Origin of the sequence: Actinobacillus ureae ATCC 25976, from assembly GCF_000188255.1 — a bacterium.
Classification (GTDB): Bacteria; Pseudomonadota; Gammaproteobacteria; order Enterobacterales; family Pasteurellaceae; genus Actinobacillus; species Actinobacillus ureae.
In genome coordinates this window covers 523,515-537,890 of sequence record NZ_GL831081.1, presented here as the reverse complement: position 1 = coordinate 537,890, position 14,376 = coordinate 523,515, and the positions used below count along the sequence as shown (strand labels likewise).

Genomic DNA, 14,376 nt, shown 5'->3' with positions numbered 1-14,376 from the left:
CCTAATAAATCTGCAGCTGTTCTGGCTGTCACTTCTGCAACAAAAAATTCGAGCAATCTTCTTTGTATAGATTTCTTTAATTTACAATGGGTTATCTTCATTTTTGTAGTATAGTATTCTTGCTAATCTACTACAGCCCCTAAATAAATATTTACGGGATTAGTCAGGAGTAACGAATCCAAATATTCATTCGCTTGTTTTACATAAGCTTCATAGTTTTTATCGTGATTATCAATAACATCCAATAACACTTTTGCACCGTCAAAAGCATAAAATTGATCATAATAATATCCGACACTCTTCGGTAGTAATTTAGAATTGTGGATAAACGGATAACCACTATATAAAGCATCATTATAGGCGTAATTTAAGCCGTTTTCCCATTGATGACTTACCACAATATCTACATAACGAGTTAAAAAATCCGGCATTTGATAACGACCTTCGACAGTCATTATTTTATTTTTAACAAGATTTGTTCTGCCGATAAAATTAAAGAATGTTGGATTATTACGTTTCTCATAAGTATTACATAAATAAACATGTTTAATTTTTTTTCGGTACAGTTCGATATGCTTGTTCACAAATTAATACTGGGATAAAACTTGTCTTTACTATATTAATATTAGCTTCAAATGATGCTATTCTTTTTTCTGATAAATAAGTCGGTTTATAGCCAAACTCTAAATTATGTTTTTCCTTTAATCGGTTAATTACTTGATCGCAGAATGTAGGCACCCAAATAGCTGGTACGACGTAAGAGTTACAGCGATACATAATAGAAAAATAAGAATGGCAGGTATTTTCATGTTGAGGAATCATCCAAACACTATCGAAGTTTGTGCCATTAAATACGCGCCCACTTTTTTTCTCAAATAAGAAATTTTCCATATCCATAATAAAATCATTGCCAATTTTATAGCAAACGACTTTTCCATTATGCCCATGCATTTTTTCGACATGATGAGGCTCTATGACTAGCGTTCCTTCAATTAATACATCTAATTCATCAATCACATCATCAATATAGGCAAATTTAAGATTCAGTTTATCTAGCATAAAACCATCTGGTGGCGTTGTTCTTTTTTCTGGACCCCAAGAGACCAATACAACGTTTTCCACAATGTTAGAATGACTAAATAATTGATATAGAAATATAATGTTTTGATTTGCGCAATTTGCCCAAATATCGGTAACAGAACTTTCTAAATTAAAAGTAATACCAATTTTATATTTCCTACTCATAATAACCTCTATTAATTTTCAATTTAGATATATTTATTTTGTAAATATATTTACATTAAAAAATCTCGCTCAATAAATGAGCGAGATTTGTTTTCTATGTTTAAATGATCATATTACCATTGATAACCGATACCAGCACCAATCATTGTACCGCCAGCTTTAGTGACTTGTGGAATATTCGCAACAGCAGCAGCTCCAGCAATACCTGCACGAAGTTTACGATCCGTCTTACGAAGGTCTTTTTTCACTTGGCTGACATCACTTTTTACTTCATCTAGTTGAGCTTTATTTGCCGCATCATTTGGTTTGACTCCTCGAGCAACATTAGTCACACGGCGCTCGTTTCCTTTAGAGCCTACAGAAATAGTATTATCTTCATCTGCAATAGAATCAGCACTTAATGCTACGGAATTTTTAGCTTTAGCATTTGCATTCTGACCGATAGCAGTTGATTTATCACCCGTTGCGCTAGCATCAGCACCTGCTGCAGTTGCTCGGTTACCTTTCGCTGTAGCATTATTGCCCATACGAGTAGATTTTTCACCTAGCTTGTCTGTCGTTTCGCCAGTATTTGTAGATTCAAAATCTTTCTTCATACGTTGTTCTGCTTGTTCAGCTTTGGTTGCTGAACTATCAGCTGCAGTCGCAGAACTTGAAGCCGCACTTGCAGAAGCAGCAGCTTTAGTTGCTGAGCTATCTGCAGCTGAAGCCGAGCTTGAAGCGGCACTTGCATAGTCTGCCGCTGCAGTTGCAGCAGTTGTTGCCTGATCACGAGCAGTTTCTGCAGCAGTTTTCGCTGCATCAGCTTTAGCTTCAGAGTCTTTGGCATTAGTAGCTGCATCTTTAGCTTCTTTTACCGAATCTTCTATTTTAGTTAAATTATCGGCTACTGTTTTAGCTGCATCAGATGCAGCGGATATTGCAGTTTTAGCAACAGTTGATAATCCATATACGATCTTACCTGAGCCATCTGTAGATACTTCAAGATCTGATGTCGCACCAAAAGTGATCTCATCATTTTTAGATAGTGTCCATCCTTCAGCTTCACCAGAATTATTTTGTTGGGTATTTTCACTGTTTGCGATATTGAATTTATATGCTAAATTTGCATCAGCTTTGCTTAATACAGCAGTACTTGCAGCATCAGCAGTCGTTTTTGCTTCGGTCGCGGTATCATTCGCATTTTTTGCAATTTGGGCTACATTATTGACAGCTTGTACTACATCAGTAGAAGTGGCTAAACCGGCTGTAGTCGCTGTAGCGGTTGCTTGACCTGTTACTGCATCAGAGGTAATTGCTTGGGTAATAACGTTATAAGTTACTTTTGAACCATCATTTGTATCGGTTACAGTTGTAGTTGTGTAGCTACCATTGATAAAATTAACATAGTTATTATTGTTAATACGTGATTTAGATACACCATTATCTCGAACATTAAAGCCTAAGTATTTGATTACATTATATAATTGGCTTCCATTTACTGCATCAGTAGATGTCTGAGAAATTTCACCTGGTGCAACATATTGGATTTGACGTTGACTCGTAGTGTTACCAACAGATACAACACCACCTTGTATATTTCCTGCAAAACTATGGCCACCATTAGAACCATTGTCCGTATTAAAGATAACATCGGGCTGATTGAATTGTAGTTGACGGCTATTTAAGAGTGGCTGTTTAGTTTCTGAATTCGCACCAATAGCGACGGACCCAGGGATAGTGGCGGTTGTACTAGAGCCTAAAGCAACAGTATTATTTGCAGTCGCTTTTGCATTCCAACCAAGAGCAACAGATGTTAAACCGGCTGTAGTTTGCGCACCCACAGCAACTGCTCCTGCACCAGAGGCTTTTGCTCCATTAGCTATGGTATCACCACCAATTGCAATGGCTTGGCTATTACCAGTTGCATTACCAAAACCAATAGCTAAACCTTGAGTATCGTTATAAGCCATACCACTTGTGTTTAGGCTTTTACCTACAATAGTTGCTTGAATAGCTAAGGCATCACTCGCTAATAAAGTTCCACCTAAAATAGCTAATGTAGTTGTGATAGTGTTAGTTTTAGATAAATTAAGAGTAGGACTATCGTTTGTAATTTCATCAATTACTTTACTTTGAGAAGATGACTTAACTCTCCCTTTGGCTAGCTCAGAAACAGCTGTCCAAGACTGAGGCGCTTCATTCCAAATCACGCGAAAAATTTTATTCATATAGGAAATCCTTAAAAAGAAGGGAAAAATATAAATAGCTAAAAATTGTTTATTTTTTAGCTAGAGTAAAATCGGCGAATTATATAGATTTAGATGAAAGTTTATGTAAGTAGAGTGATTTGAAGTGTATTTGTTTGTAAATTAAACAACTGGTCTGTTGAGTTATGAGCTAACCGATTTTGGGATAGCTCATCATCATGGATAACGTTTTTAAAACTTCCGCTTCAATTTGCAGGCTTGCATGATAGAGACGGCGAGTTCTTCTACGGATTGGTGGGTGGTATTGGTGTATGGGATATTATAGCGGCGGAACATTGCTTGGGCTTCCAATACTTCGGCGCGGCAGGTTTTGAGGTCTGCGTAGGTGGAATCCGAGCGGCGTTCTTGGCGAATATCGTGTAAACGGTCGGGTTTGATGGTCAGTCCGTATAATTTATGACGATAAGGTTTTACCATTCTTGGCAGTTCTGTGCTGTCGAGATCTTCCGGTGTGAGTGGATAGTTTGCCGCACGAATGCCGTATTGTAGCGCAAGATAGAGGCAGGTCGGGGTTTTGCCGCTGCGTGATACGCCAAGTAGGATCACATCCGCCTGTTGGAGATCTTTATCCGAAACACCATCATCATGATTAAGGGCAAAATTAACCGCTTCCATACGTTCGTCATATTTTTCAACATTATGAACACGGCTCACGACTTCGAGGCTAGCATGCATACCTAATTCCTGTTCTAACACGGCTAAAAAGGTATCAAAAAAGTTGAGTAAAACGCCTTTGCTGGTTTTGAGAATTTCTCTAATTTCTTCATTGACCATGCTCATAAATAAGATCGGTTGATGCGTTGTTTTTTCGCCACCGCATTAATTTCGGCGACCAATTTATGGGCTTTTTCCGGTGTGTCGATAAACGGACAAGTGGTGCGTTTAAATTGCATTTCGGCAAACTGCTCAAGCAGGGCATCACCTAAGTTTTCTGCGGTGATTCCGGTGCGGTTCGAAATAAAAAACGCATAGCGAACATTTGGCATAATCAGTCCTTAATGAATAGGGAAAAAGCGATCTAAAAAAGCCGATTTTTTGCAAAATTTTGGCAAAATTAGACCGCTTGTTTGGCTTATTAATGTTTGATGTTTTCAGCTAAATATAACCAAGTTTCAATCACGGTATCTGGATTGAGTGAAAGTGTTTCGATGCCTTCTTCAACCAGCCACTGTGCGAAATCAGGGTGATCGCTCGGGCCTTGTCCGCAAATGCCGACATATTTGCCTTGCTTACGACAAGCTTGGATCGCCATACTGAGCATTGCTTTAACCGCTTCATTACGTTCATCGAACGTTGCGGCAATTGGACCGCCGCTATCACGGTCAACGCCTAACGTTAGCTGGGTCATATCGTTTGAGCCAATTGAGAAACCATCGAAATAAGCTAAAAATTGTTCAGCTAAGATGGCATTGCTTGGCACTTCGCACATCATGATGAGACGTAAGCCGTTTTTACCGCGTTCTAAACCGTTAGCTTTTAAGGTTTCAACCACTTGGCGTGCTTCTTGCAGAGTACGTACAAACGGAATCATCACTTCAACATTGGTAAGTCCCATTTCATCTCGTACACGTTTGATTGCTTGGCACTCAAGGGCGAATGCTTGGCTGAATTCCTCAGAAACATAGCGTGCCGCACCACGGAAACCGATCATTGGGTTTTCTTCATGCGGTTCGTATAAATCGCCGCCAATTAAACCGGCATATTCATTCGATTTAAAATCGGACATACGCACAATCGCTTTACGTGGGTAAACAGAGGCGGCAAGCGTTGCCACACCTTCAGCAATTTTATCGACATAAAATTCAACCGGTGAAGCGTAGCCGGCAATACGTTCACTGATTTCTTCTTGCAGATCGCTGTCTAAGCGGTCAAATTCAATCAGAGCTTGCGGGTGAATACCGATTTGGCGGTTGATGATAAATTCCATACGAGCTAAACCGATACCTTCACTTGGCAATTTAGCAAATGAGAAAGCTAGTTCCGGATTGCCGACATTCATCATAATTTTTACCGGTGCTTGCGGCATATTATCGAGCGCAATGTGGTCAACTTTCACATCTAATAACCCTTGGTAAATTAAACCGGTGTCGCCTTCGGCGCAAGAAACTGTTACTTCTTGACCGCTTGTTAGCAGTTCAGTGGCATTGCCGCAGCCTACCACGGCAGGAATACCCAATTCACGCGCAATAATTGCCGCATGGCAAGTACGTCCGCCACGATTGGTGATAATTGCCGAAGCTCGTTTCATGACAGGTTCCCAATCCGGATCGGTAATATCCGCCACTAACACATCACCAGCTTGGACTTGATCCATTTCTGAAGCATCTTTCACTAAACGCACTTTACCTTGCCCGATTTTTTGTCCGATTGCTCGACCTTTAATCAGCACTTTACGCTCACCGGAAAGGGTATAACGTTGTAAGGTATTGCCCTGTGCTTTTTCTTGTGATTTTACTGTTTCCGGACGTGCCTGCAGAATGTAGAGCTTACCGTCAATACCGTCGCGACCCCATTCAATATCCATTGGGCGACCGTAATGCTGTTCAATAATTACCGCATATTGCGCTAACTCAGTAATCTCCGCATCGCTGATGGCAAATTGGCGGCGTTCTGCAGCCGGCACATCAATCGTTTGTACCGATTTTCCCGCTTGCGCCTGTTGGCTGAAAATCATTTTAATTTGTTTAGCACCAAGCGTTTTACGCAAAATAGCAGGGCGATTGGCATTGAGTGTCGGTTTATGAACATAGAATTCATCTGGGTTTACCGCACCTTGCACCACGGTTTCACCTAAGCCGTATGAAGCGGTAATAAAGACCACATCTTCAAAGCCGCTTTCGGTATCAATTGAGAAAATCACACCGGCAGCGCCGCTGTCGGAACGCACCATACGTTGAACGCCGGCAGAAAGGGCAACCACATCATGCGCAAAGCCTTTGTGTACACGGTAAGAGATCGCTCGGTCATTGTAGAGTGAAGCAAATACGTGTTTCATCGCTTCTTTGACATTATCTAAGCCATTGATATTCAAGAAAGTTTCTTGTTGGCCAGCAAATGACGCATCCGGTAAATCTTCCGCCGTTGCCGAGGAACGTACCGCAACTGAAATTTGATCCGAGCCGGCTTCATTTACCATGGTTTGCCATGCTTGATTGATTTCAGCGTCAAGCTCGGCAGGAAACGGTGTGTCTAAAATCCATTGGCGGATATTTTTTCCCACTTGGGCAAGGGCAACCACGTCTTCAACATCTAATTGTGCGAGTGCCGCAGAAATACGTTCATTTAAGCCATTATGGGCAAGAAATTTACGATATGCATTGGCAGTGGTTGCGAAGCCATTTGGCACACGTACGCCTTTTTCAGTAAGTTGGCTAATCATTTCGCCTAATGAGGCGTTTTTACCGCCGACAATTTCAACGTCGGTCATACGTAAATTTTCGAACCAGATAATGTTGCAATTTGACATGGTTTTTTTCCTTTAGAAAGTTATTTAGTTGTTAAAATAAAGTAAATGCAAAGTGAAGAATGGCTCCATTCTAGGGAGCATTTTTTTAAAAGTCATCAGTTTTTTGGTGTGAAAAATAATTTGTTTTTTTAAAAAAATATCAATTGGAGAAGCAAAAAGGAGCTTATTGATCTATAAGGAAAAATTTAGATTGGTAAACTGATTAAGTTAATCGTTTGCAATGGTGATAAAATCTATGATTTGTAGATAAATTGACCATGGTCTTTTTTCTTGAAGAATTTCTGTGCAAAAAATATTGTTGCTAATTGAAAAGTTTTAATTTGGAGTAAAAATTCAAAAAAACTGATGTCGATCAATAAATACAGCTGAACTTACTGCGGATATTATTTACTTTTAACCACTCGCTGAATATGAATAGTTAAATAGAGCTATTCATCTTGATTAAGAGATTTTTGGTAATGTTGTTGGAGATAGTGATTAATTTTTTCTACACATTGGTGCGCTTTAGGATAAGCCAGCTTTGTTTGTTGATAGAGAAAATCATCATCGCTGGAAGTATGTTGACCGGAAATAAAAAACTGCAGGCAAATAAAAAAGCCTAAGCAAAAGAACTTTCTAACCGAAATTAGAAAATCATTTTGCTTAGGCTTGCCGAATTCTCGTAACACCCTAAGTGTTGTAACAATTGCAAATTTAGCTAAAAAATAGACCGCTTGCAAAAGCCAATCCGTAGAAATGTGAATAAGATCACAAAATATTTTCAGAGCCGGATTGGCTTAGCATCGCGCTGTTTGCCCTGCTGATTAAGCATTACTATATTCGGTACGCTCGCCAAGCCAGCGGCGAATTAGGGCTTCTGCAAGCGGTGGATTTTGCCGAATAATTTGCTTGGCATAGTTCTGTACCAACGGAATCATTTTGCGATCTCGCATTAAATTCGCTGCTTTAAATTCCGCCATACCGGTTTGCTTAGTGCCGAGAATTTCGCCTGTGCCACGAATTTCTAAATCCTTCTCGGCAATATAGAAACCATCTTGGCTGTCACGCAGCACTTGTAAGCGTTTACTCGAAATTTTGCCGAGCGGCGGTTTATAAAGTAACACGCAATGCGAAGCCGTTGCACCACGCCCGACACGCCCACGTAACTGATGTAGCTGTGCCAGCCCCAAACGCTCGGAGTTTTCGATAATCATTAGGCTGGCATTCGGTACATCAACCCCCACTTCAATCACGGTGGTGGCGACCAATAAATCAATATTCGCCGCTTTAAATTCCGCCATAATCTCTTGCTTTTCTTGCGGTTTCATTCGTCCGTGTACCAAGCCGATACGTAAATCCGGTAAGGCTCGTTGTAAATCTTCGGCAATCGCCGCCGCCGCTTGTGCTTCTAAAACTTCCGATTCGTCAATTAAGGTACAAACCCAATAGGCTTGGCGTTTTTCATTTTTACAGGCGGCATACACACGACGAACAATTTCATCTCGTCTGTCTTCTGAAATCGCTACGGTGGTAATTGGTGTTCGTCCCGGTGGCAGCTCGTCAATAATTGAGGTATCCAGATCCGCATAAACCGTCATCGCCAAGGTGCGAGGAATCGGCGTGGCGGTCATAATCAGCTGGTGCGGATAAATGCCATCTTTCGCACCTTTTTCTCGTAGTGTTAAGCGTTGATGCACACCGAAACGGTGTTGTTCATCAATAATCACTAATGTGAGGTTATGAAACTCCACGCTTTCTTGGAAGAGGGCATGGGTGCCGATAATCATCTGTATTTCGCCGTTTTTTATCGCTTCCAGTTGTACGGTGCGAGCTTTGCCTTTTACTTTACCGGCAAGCCAGCCGGCTTCAATCCCGAACGGGCGCAGCCAGTTGGCAAAGTTATTGGCGTGCTGTTCGGCAAGAATCTCGGTTGGTGCCATTAATGCCACTTGCTTGCCGTTATCAATTGCCAGCAAAGCGGCAAGGGCCGCAACTAAAGTTTTGCCCGAGCCGACATCGCCTTGCACTAAACGCATCATTGGTGAGGATTTAGCTAAGTCCTGCTCAATATCCGCCGTTACACGGCTTTGGGCATTGGTCGGCTTGAACGGCAAACTCACCAAAAAGCGGCTTTTGAGATCGGTTTGATAGCGTAGCGGTGTAGCAATCAGCTGATTTACCCCGACTCGTACTTGCTGCATCGCTAAGTTGTGTGCCAATAGTTCTTCAAAGATCAGTCGCTTTTGTGCCGGATGATCGCCTTTTTCCAACTGTTCGGCAGAAATATCCGGCGGTGGGCGATGCAATAATTGCAACGCTTCTTTTAAGCTGTATTTATGCGGATTATATTCGTCCGGTAACAGTTCGCCGACTTTGATTTTATCCAATAACGCTAACGCTTGTTCCGTGAGTTTACGTAACGAATTTTGCTTCAAGCCTTCGGTGGTCGAGTAAATCGGTGTGAGGGTTTCGGCAAGTTCAAGCGGTTGATTATTACGAATAATTTGATATTCAGGGTGATGAATTTCTGCCATAAAACGCCCACGTTTGATTTCGCCAAAAGCTTTGACACGTGTGCCGGCGGTCAGGCTGTTTTTCATTCCCGCATTAAAATTAAAGAATTTCAGGGTGATTTTACTGGTGCCGTCAGAAAGCACGGTGGACAAAATCGGACGGCGACCGAATTGCACTTCGGTAAGCTGCACGATGCCCTCGATGGTTGAAAAACTTTCTGGACGCACATCAATGATCGGCGTAATTCGGGTGCGATCTTCATAGCGATAAGGCAAATGAAATAACAGATCTTGCACGTTATTAATGCCGATTCGACTCAGTTTTTCCGCAATCGCCGCACCCACCCCGGAAAGGCCAGTAAGTGGCACACCGTCTAGTAATTGTTCGCTCATAGTAAAATTTTGATTAAATCCGACCGCTTGTTTTCAATCGGACTAATATAACAAATACTGTTTTTATGTACAAATCAAGCAGTCTGTTTTCATTAATTTTTTGCAAATTGCAAAATTCTGTGAAAATCCGACCGCTTTTGTTTTAAAATAGATCCCATTTTTCGATATTTAAAATAAAAATAGGAATAACAATGCGTACAAGTCAGTATTTATTTTCGACCCTTAAAGAAACGCCGAACGATGCACAGGTGGTGAGCCATCAATTAATGTTGCGTGCCGGTATGATTCGTCCGATGGCTTCAGGTTTATATAACTGGTTGCCGACCGGGATCAAGGTGTTGAAAAAAGTAGAAAACATTATTCGTGAAGAAATGAATAAAGGTGGTGCTATTGAGGTGTTAATGCCTGTGGTGCAACCGGCGGAATTATGGCAAGAATCAGGTCGTTGGAACGATTACGGTGCGGAATTATTGCGTTTTGTTGATCGTGGCAGCCGTGATTTCGTGTTAGGCCCGACTCACGAAGAAGTAATCACCGACTTAGTTCGCCGTGAAGTGTCTTCTTACAAACAACTTCCGTTAAATTTATACCAAATCCAAACTAAATTCCGTGATGAAGTGCGTCCACGTTTCGGGGTGATGCGTTCACGTGAATTTGTGATGAAAGATGCGTATTCTTTCCACGTGGAAAAGGCGTCATTACAAGAAACTTATGATGTGATGTACCAAGTGTACAGCAATATTTTCACTCGTCTTGGTTTAGATTTCCGTGCGGTGCAAGCGGATACCGGTTCAATCGGTGGTTCGGCTTCACACGAATTCCAAGTGTTAGCGTCAAGCGGTGAAGACGATGTGGTGTTCTCAACCGAATCGGATTTCGCAGCGAATATCGAATTAGCGGAAGCGGTAGCAGTGGGTGAGCGTCAAGCGCCAACGGCAGAAATGCAGTTAGTCGATACGCCGAATGCGAAAACGATTAACGAATTAGTTGAGCAATTCAATTTACCGATTGAAAAAACGGTAAAAACGTTAATCGTAAAAGGTGCAACTGAAGAACAACCGCTTGTCGCGTTAGTGTTACGTGGTGACCACGAATTAAATGAAATCAAAGCACAAAAACATCCGTTAGTGGCTGATCCGCTTGAATTTGCAGATGAATCAGAAATCAAAGCGAAAATCGGTGCGGGTGTGGGTTCACTTGGCCTGGTAAATCTGAATATTCCGGCGATTATTGACCGTTCAGTAGCAGTTATGTCAGATTTCGGCTGTGGCGCAAATATTGATGGTAAACATTATTTCAATGTGAACTGGGAACGTGATGCGGCAATGCCGGAAGTGGCGGATTTACGTAACGTGGTGGAAGGCGATCCAAGCCCAGACGGTAAAGGTGTGTTACAAATTAAACGTGGTATTGAAGTTGGTCATATTTTCCAACTTGGTACCAAATACTCGGAAGCAATGAAAGCGACCGTTCAAGGTGAAGACGGTAAACCGCTTGTGATGACCATGGGTTGCTATGGTATCGGTGTAACACGTGTGGTTGCAGCGGCAATCGAACAGCACCACGATGATCGCGGTATTATTTGGCCGTCAGACGAAATCGCACCGTTCACCGTAGCAATCGTGCCGATGAATATGCACAAATCGGAAAGCGTACAACAATTCTCTGAAGAATTGTATCGCAGCTTAAAAGCTCAAGGTGTGGATGTGATTTTTGATGATCGTAAAGAGCGTCCGGGTGTGATGTTTGCTGATATGGAATTAATCGGTGTACCACATATGGTCGTTATCGGTGAGAAAAATCTCGTAAACGGCGAGATTGAATACAAAAATCGCCGTACCGGTGAGAAATCAATGATCACCAAAGATCAGCTTTTAGCTTTCTTAAAAGAAAATGTAAAAGCGTAATTTGCAAAAAAGAGATGAAAAGAGACCCCTTGTTTTAAGACAAGCGGTCTCTTTTTCACTAAATTACAATGGCTCTTTTTGTGTTTGATTACAGTATTCTTTCAACATTTCACGTAATTTGTCGTTATTTTGTTTGAAATGACGGCATCTCGGACAAATCCATAAATGGACTTGTAATTGAACACTATCTTTAACTTTAAGTTTTTGTTCACAACTTAGTGAAATTAATTCTGAGGCATGCTCACAATTCATTATTCTTTCTCTCCTTCGAACCAGTTTCTTGCTAGGCAAGCTTGTAGTTGTAACCTTGCGCGATGCAAAATAACGTGTAAATTAGCTGTAGTAATACCACATTCTAAACAAATATGCTCACTGCTCATTTCTAAATGCTCACGCATCATAAAAACACGTGCTTGTTGTGCAGGTAACTTATTTAAACAAATGTCGAAGATCGTCCAAAATTCTTTCTTATAAGTTATTTGATTTACATCTTCCCATTCTCTCGGATCGTAAGTTTCTGAAGACCAATAGCCGGAATGATCGAAAAATTGATTAGGGCTTTCTTCTTCCATTAATTCGGAAACATTGACTGTTCGTTTCCGATATTTAATTAAATCTATAATTTTATTTTTTAATATAGCAAAAATCCACGTTTTTAATGCAGCTTGTCCTCGAAAGGAGTGTGCACTTTTATAGGCGCTCATTAATGCTTCTTGTACTACATCTTCCGCTAGATCAGGGTCTCTTAATTGCAACGTCGCGAATTTGATCATTTGCAAGCGGATTTCTTCGATTTTTTGCGGTGTAATCGAGTTCAATTGCTCAATTTGTGACATCTTTGTTCCTTTTTGTGTAGTAAATTAACTGAAAATTATGTAATTATATTTATAGACTATTAGACAAAAGCATTATACATAATTATACATACATAAAAGGAGCCAATAATGAAAAACTTAACCCCTTATGACGTAACACCTGAAACAATTTTTAATCAACGCCGCCAAATTATTAAGGCAATGGGGCTTGGATTAGCAACGGCAGGTTTGCCTAAAATGGGTTTCGCTGCACAAGAAACTAAAACATTAGCCGCATTAGATTTTAAAGCCGCACCGGCTTCTGACTTAGCTTTAACGCCTGAAAGTAAAATTATTGGTTATAACAATTTTTACGAATTCGGTACAGATAAAGCTTCACCCGCTAAATTTGCCCAAGATTTTAAAACGGATCCATGGCAATTAGAGATTGCCGGAGAAGTTGAAAATCCTTTTGTGCTGAATCATACACAATTATTCAATACTTTTCCGTTAGAAGAACGTATTTATCGTTTCCGCTGTGTTGAAGCGTGGTCAATGGTGGTTCCATGGGTGGGCTTCGAACTGGCTCGTTTAGTTGAAATGGCGAAACCTACCAGTAAAGCGAAGTTCGTTGTATTCCATACATTGCACGACCCGGAACAAATGCCCGGTCAAAAAAATAAATTCTTCGGCGGCGGTATTGATTACCCTTATGTTGAAGCACTTACTTTAGAAGAAGCACTTAATCCGCTTAGCTTACTTTCTGTCGGTTTATACGGCAAAATCTTACCGCCGCAAAATGGTGCGCCGATTCGTCTGGTTGTGCCATGGAAATATGGTTTTAAGAGTATTAAATCTATTGTAAAAATTACGTTCTCGGAAACGCGTCCACAAACGACATGGGAAAGCCTTGCACCGGATGAATACGGTTTTTATGCCAATGTAAACCCAAATGTCGATCACCCTCGTTGGTCACAAGCATCTGAACGAGTGATTGGTGGCGGTGGTTTGCTTGCTGTTAAACGTCAACCGACATTAATGTTTAACGGTTATGAAAAAGAAGTTGGCCATTTATATAAAGGATTAGATTTAAAGGTGAATTTTTAAATGTTGACGTTATTACGAGGAATTATCCATATTAGCTGTGCGCTACCTTTAGCATGGTTGTCTTATATTTTACTGGTTGGAGATAGTGAAGCGTTAGGTGCTGATCCGAGTAAGGATTTAATTCATTTCTTAGGTTATACCGCAATTATTATTTTTTGTGTGATGTTTTTATTGGGGATAGTGCTTCAGGTACTCAATAAAAACCAATACCAAATTTTACGCCGCCCGCTTGGTTTATGGGCATTTACATGGGCATTACTCCATGTATGCAGTTACTTAGTTTTAGAACTTGGATTAGATTTTTCTCTGTTCGTAAGTGAATTATTTGTAAGACCTTATTTAGTATTAGGTGGACTTGCTTTTCTAGTGTTACTCATTATGACCATAACGTCTTTACCTTTTGTGAAACAAGCATTGGGTAAAAGATGGTTTAGCGTGCATCAATTGGCTTATCCAGCAATTGTGTTCGCCGCAATACATTATTATTGGTCGGTTAAAGGCATTACGTTAGGACCGATAGTGATTGGTGTCATGGTGAGCGTGATTGTTTTATGGAAATTTTTGGGGAATAAAATTTTGCAGTTATTTTAAGCATAACAATTTCATAGTATGTATCCTTGCTAAGTTATAGCATTTTGCCGAGATCCTCTCGGCATTTTTTTATGGATAAGATTGTATTTGTAAAAAATTTTGGGATAGTGGACAAAATTGAGTCTACAAAGC

General features: G+C 40.7%; 11 protein-coding genes and 2 pseudogenes. 3 read left to right on the top strand and 10 right to left on the bottom strand.

Features of this window, described 5'->3' with window-relative positions; genetic code table 11:
* The 8 genes and pseudogenes from HMPREF0027_RS12035 to recG all read right to left on the bottom strand — a co-directional run.
* A pseudogene (locus tag HMPREF0027_RS12035) lies at window positions 1–101 on the bottom strand (IS1595 family transposase); the annotation flags it as partial.
* 21 nt (window positions 102–122) lie between these two features.
* Window positions 123–1,245 (bottom strand): annotated as a pseudogene (locus HMPREF0027_RS10390) (DUF2827 family protein).
* Between the two features lie 113 nt (window positions 1,246–1,358).
* Complete coding sequence (locus tag HMPREF0027_RS11380) at window positions 1,359–3,455, bottom strand: ESPR-type extended signal peptide-containing protein (protein ID WP_005625039.1); 2,097 nt, start codon at window positions 3,453–3,455, stop codon at window positions 1,359–1,361.
* A gap of 210 nt (window positions 3,456–3,665) precedes the next feature.
* Window positions 3,666–4,274, bottom strand: a complete 609-nt coding sequence (ppsR, locus tag HMPREF0027_RS10380; RefSeq protein WP_005625038.1) for a pyruvate, phosphate dikinase/phosphoenolpyruvate synthase regulator — start codon at window positions 4,272–4,274, stop codon at window positions 3,666–3,668.
* Window positions 4,271–4,480: a kinase/pyrophosphorylase gene (locus tag HMPREF0027_RS13215; RefSeq protein ID WP_005625036.1), complete on the bottom strand. Its 210-nt coding sequence runs from the start codon at window positions 4,478–4,480 to the stop codon at window positions 4,271–4,273. The genes ppsR and HMPREF0027_RS13215 overlap by 4 nt, the downstream gene beginning before the upstream one ends.
* Window positions 4,481–4,569: 89 nt before the next feature.
* A complete protein-coding gene (gene ppsA, locus HMPREF0027_RS10375) occupies window positions 4,570–6,960 on the bottom strand; it encodes a phosphoenolpyruvate synthase (protein ID WP_005625034.1) in 2,391 nt (796 codons plus the stop codon).
* Window positions 6,961–7,388: 428 nt separating this feature from the next.
* Window positions 7,389–7,628 carry a PRD domain-containing protein gene (locus HMPREF0027_RS12855; RefSeq protein ID WP_244261871.1) on the bottom strand — a complete coding sequence of 80 codons (240 nt, stop codon included), beginning with the start codon at window positions 7,626–7,628 and terminating at the stop codon, window positions 7,389–7,391.
* A 135-nt stretch (window positions 7,629–7,763) separates the two neighbouring features.
* A complete protein-coding gene (gene recG / locus HMPREF0027_RS10365) occupies window positions 7,764–9,845 on the bottom strand; it encodes an ATP-dependent DNA helicase RecG (RefSeq protein ID WP_005625028.1) in 2,082 nt (693 codons plus the stop codon).
* A gap of 191 nt (window positions 9,846–10,036) precedes the next feature.
* On the opposite strand from recG, the gene proS reads away from it, so the two are divergent.
* Window positions 10,037–11,752, top strand: coding sequence for a proline--tRNA ligase (gene proS / locus HMPREF0027_RS10360; protein ID WP_005625026.1), 1,716 nt, complete (start codon window positions 10,037–10,039; stop codon window positions 11,750–11,752).
* Window positions 11,753–11,815: 63 nt separating this feature from the next.
* Here the strand turns inward: proS and HMPREF0027_RS10355 are convergent, their stop codons facing one another.
* On the bottom strand, window positions 11,816–12,004 hold the full coding sequence (locus tag HMPREF0027_RS10355) for an anti-sigma factor family protein (protein WP_005625024.1): 189 nt from the start codon (window positions 12,002–12,004) through the stop codon (window positions 11,816–11,818).
* Entirely contained in the window at window positions 12,004–12,588 is a 585-nt protein-coding gene (locus HMPREF0027_RS10350) for a sigma-70 family RNA polymerase sigma factor (RefSeq protein WP_005625022.1), read from the bottom strand. Before HMPREF0027_RS10350 ends, HMPREF0027_RS10355 begins: the two co-directional genes overlap by 1 nt.
* Window positions 12,589–12,696: 108 nt before the next feature.
* On the opposite strand from HMPREF0027_RS10350, the gene msrP reads away from it, so the two are divergent.
* Window positions 12,697–13,653 carry a protein-methionine-sulfoxide reductase catalytic subunit MsrP gene (msrP, locus tag HMPREF0027_RS10345; RefSeq protein ID WP_005625020.1) on the top strand — a complete coding sequence of 319 codons (957 nt, stop codon included), beginning with the start codon at window positions 12,697–12,699 and terminating at the stop codon, window positions 13,651–13,653.
* Entirely contained in the window at window positions 13,654–14,244 is a 591-nt protein-coding gene (locus tag HMPREF0027_RS10340; protein WP_005625017.1) for a protein-methionine-sulfoxide reductase heme-binding subunit MsrQ, read from the top strand.
* Window positions 14,245–14,376: the final 132 nt, after the last annotated feature.

Bases quoted from the DNA above. Each gene is read 5' to 3' on its own strand.
- HMPREF0027_RS11380 (WP_005625039.1), bottom strand. From the start codon at position 3,455: ATGAATAAAATTTTTCGCGTGATTTGGAATGAAGCGCCTCAGTCTTGG.
- ppsR (WP_005625038.1), bottom strand. From the start codon at position 4,274: ATGAGCATGGTCAATGAAGAAATTAGAGAAATTCTCAAAACCAGCAAA.
- HMPREF0027_RS13215 (WP_005625036.1), bottom strand. From the start codon at position 4,480: ATGCCAAATGTTCGCTATGCGTTTTTTATTTCGAACCGCACCGGAATC.
- ppsA (WP_005625034.1), bottom strand. From the start codon at position 6,960: ATGTCAAATTGCAACATTATCTGGTTCGAAAATTTACGTATGACCGAC.
- recG (WP_005625028.1), bottom strand. From the start codon at position 9,845: ATGAGCGAACAATTACTAGACGGTGTGCCACTTACTGGCCTTTCCGGG.
- proS (WP_005625026.1), top strand. From the start codon at position 10,037: ATGCGTACAAGTCAGTATTTATTTTCGACCCTTAAAGAAACGCCGAAC.
- HMPREF0027_RS10355 (WP_005625024.1), bottom strand. From the start codon at position 12,004: ATGAATTGTGAGCATGCCTCAGAATTAATTTCACTAAGTTGTGAACAA.
- HMPREF0027_RS10350 (WP_005625022.1), bottom strand. From the start codon at position 12,588: ATGTCACAAATTGAGCAATTGAACTCGATTACACCGCAAAAAATCGAA.
- msrP (WP_005625020.1), top strand. From the start codon at position 12,697: ATGAAAAACTTAACCCCTTATGACGTAACACCTGAAACAATTTTTAAT.
- HMPREF0027_RS10340 (WP_005625017.1), top strand. From the start codon at position 13,654: ATGTTGACGTTATTACGAGGAATTATCCATATTAGCTGTGCGCTACCT.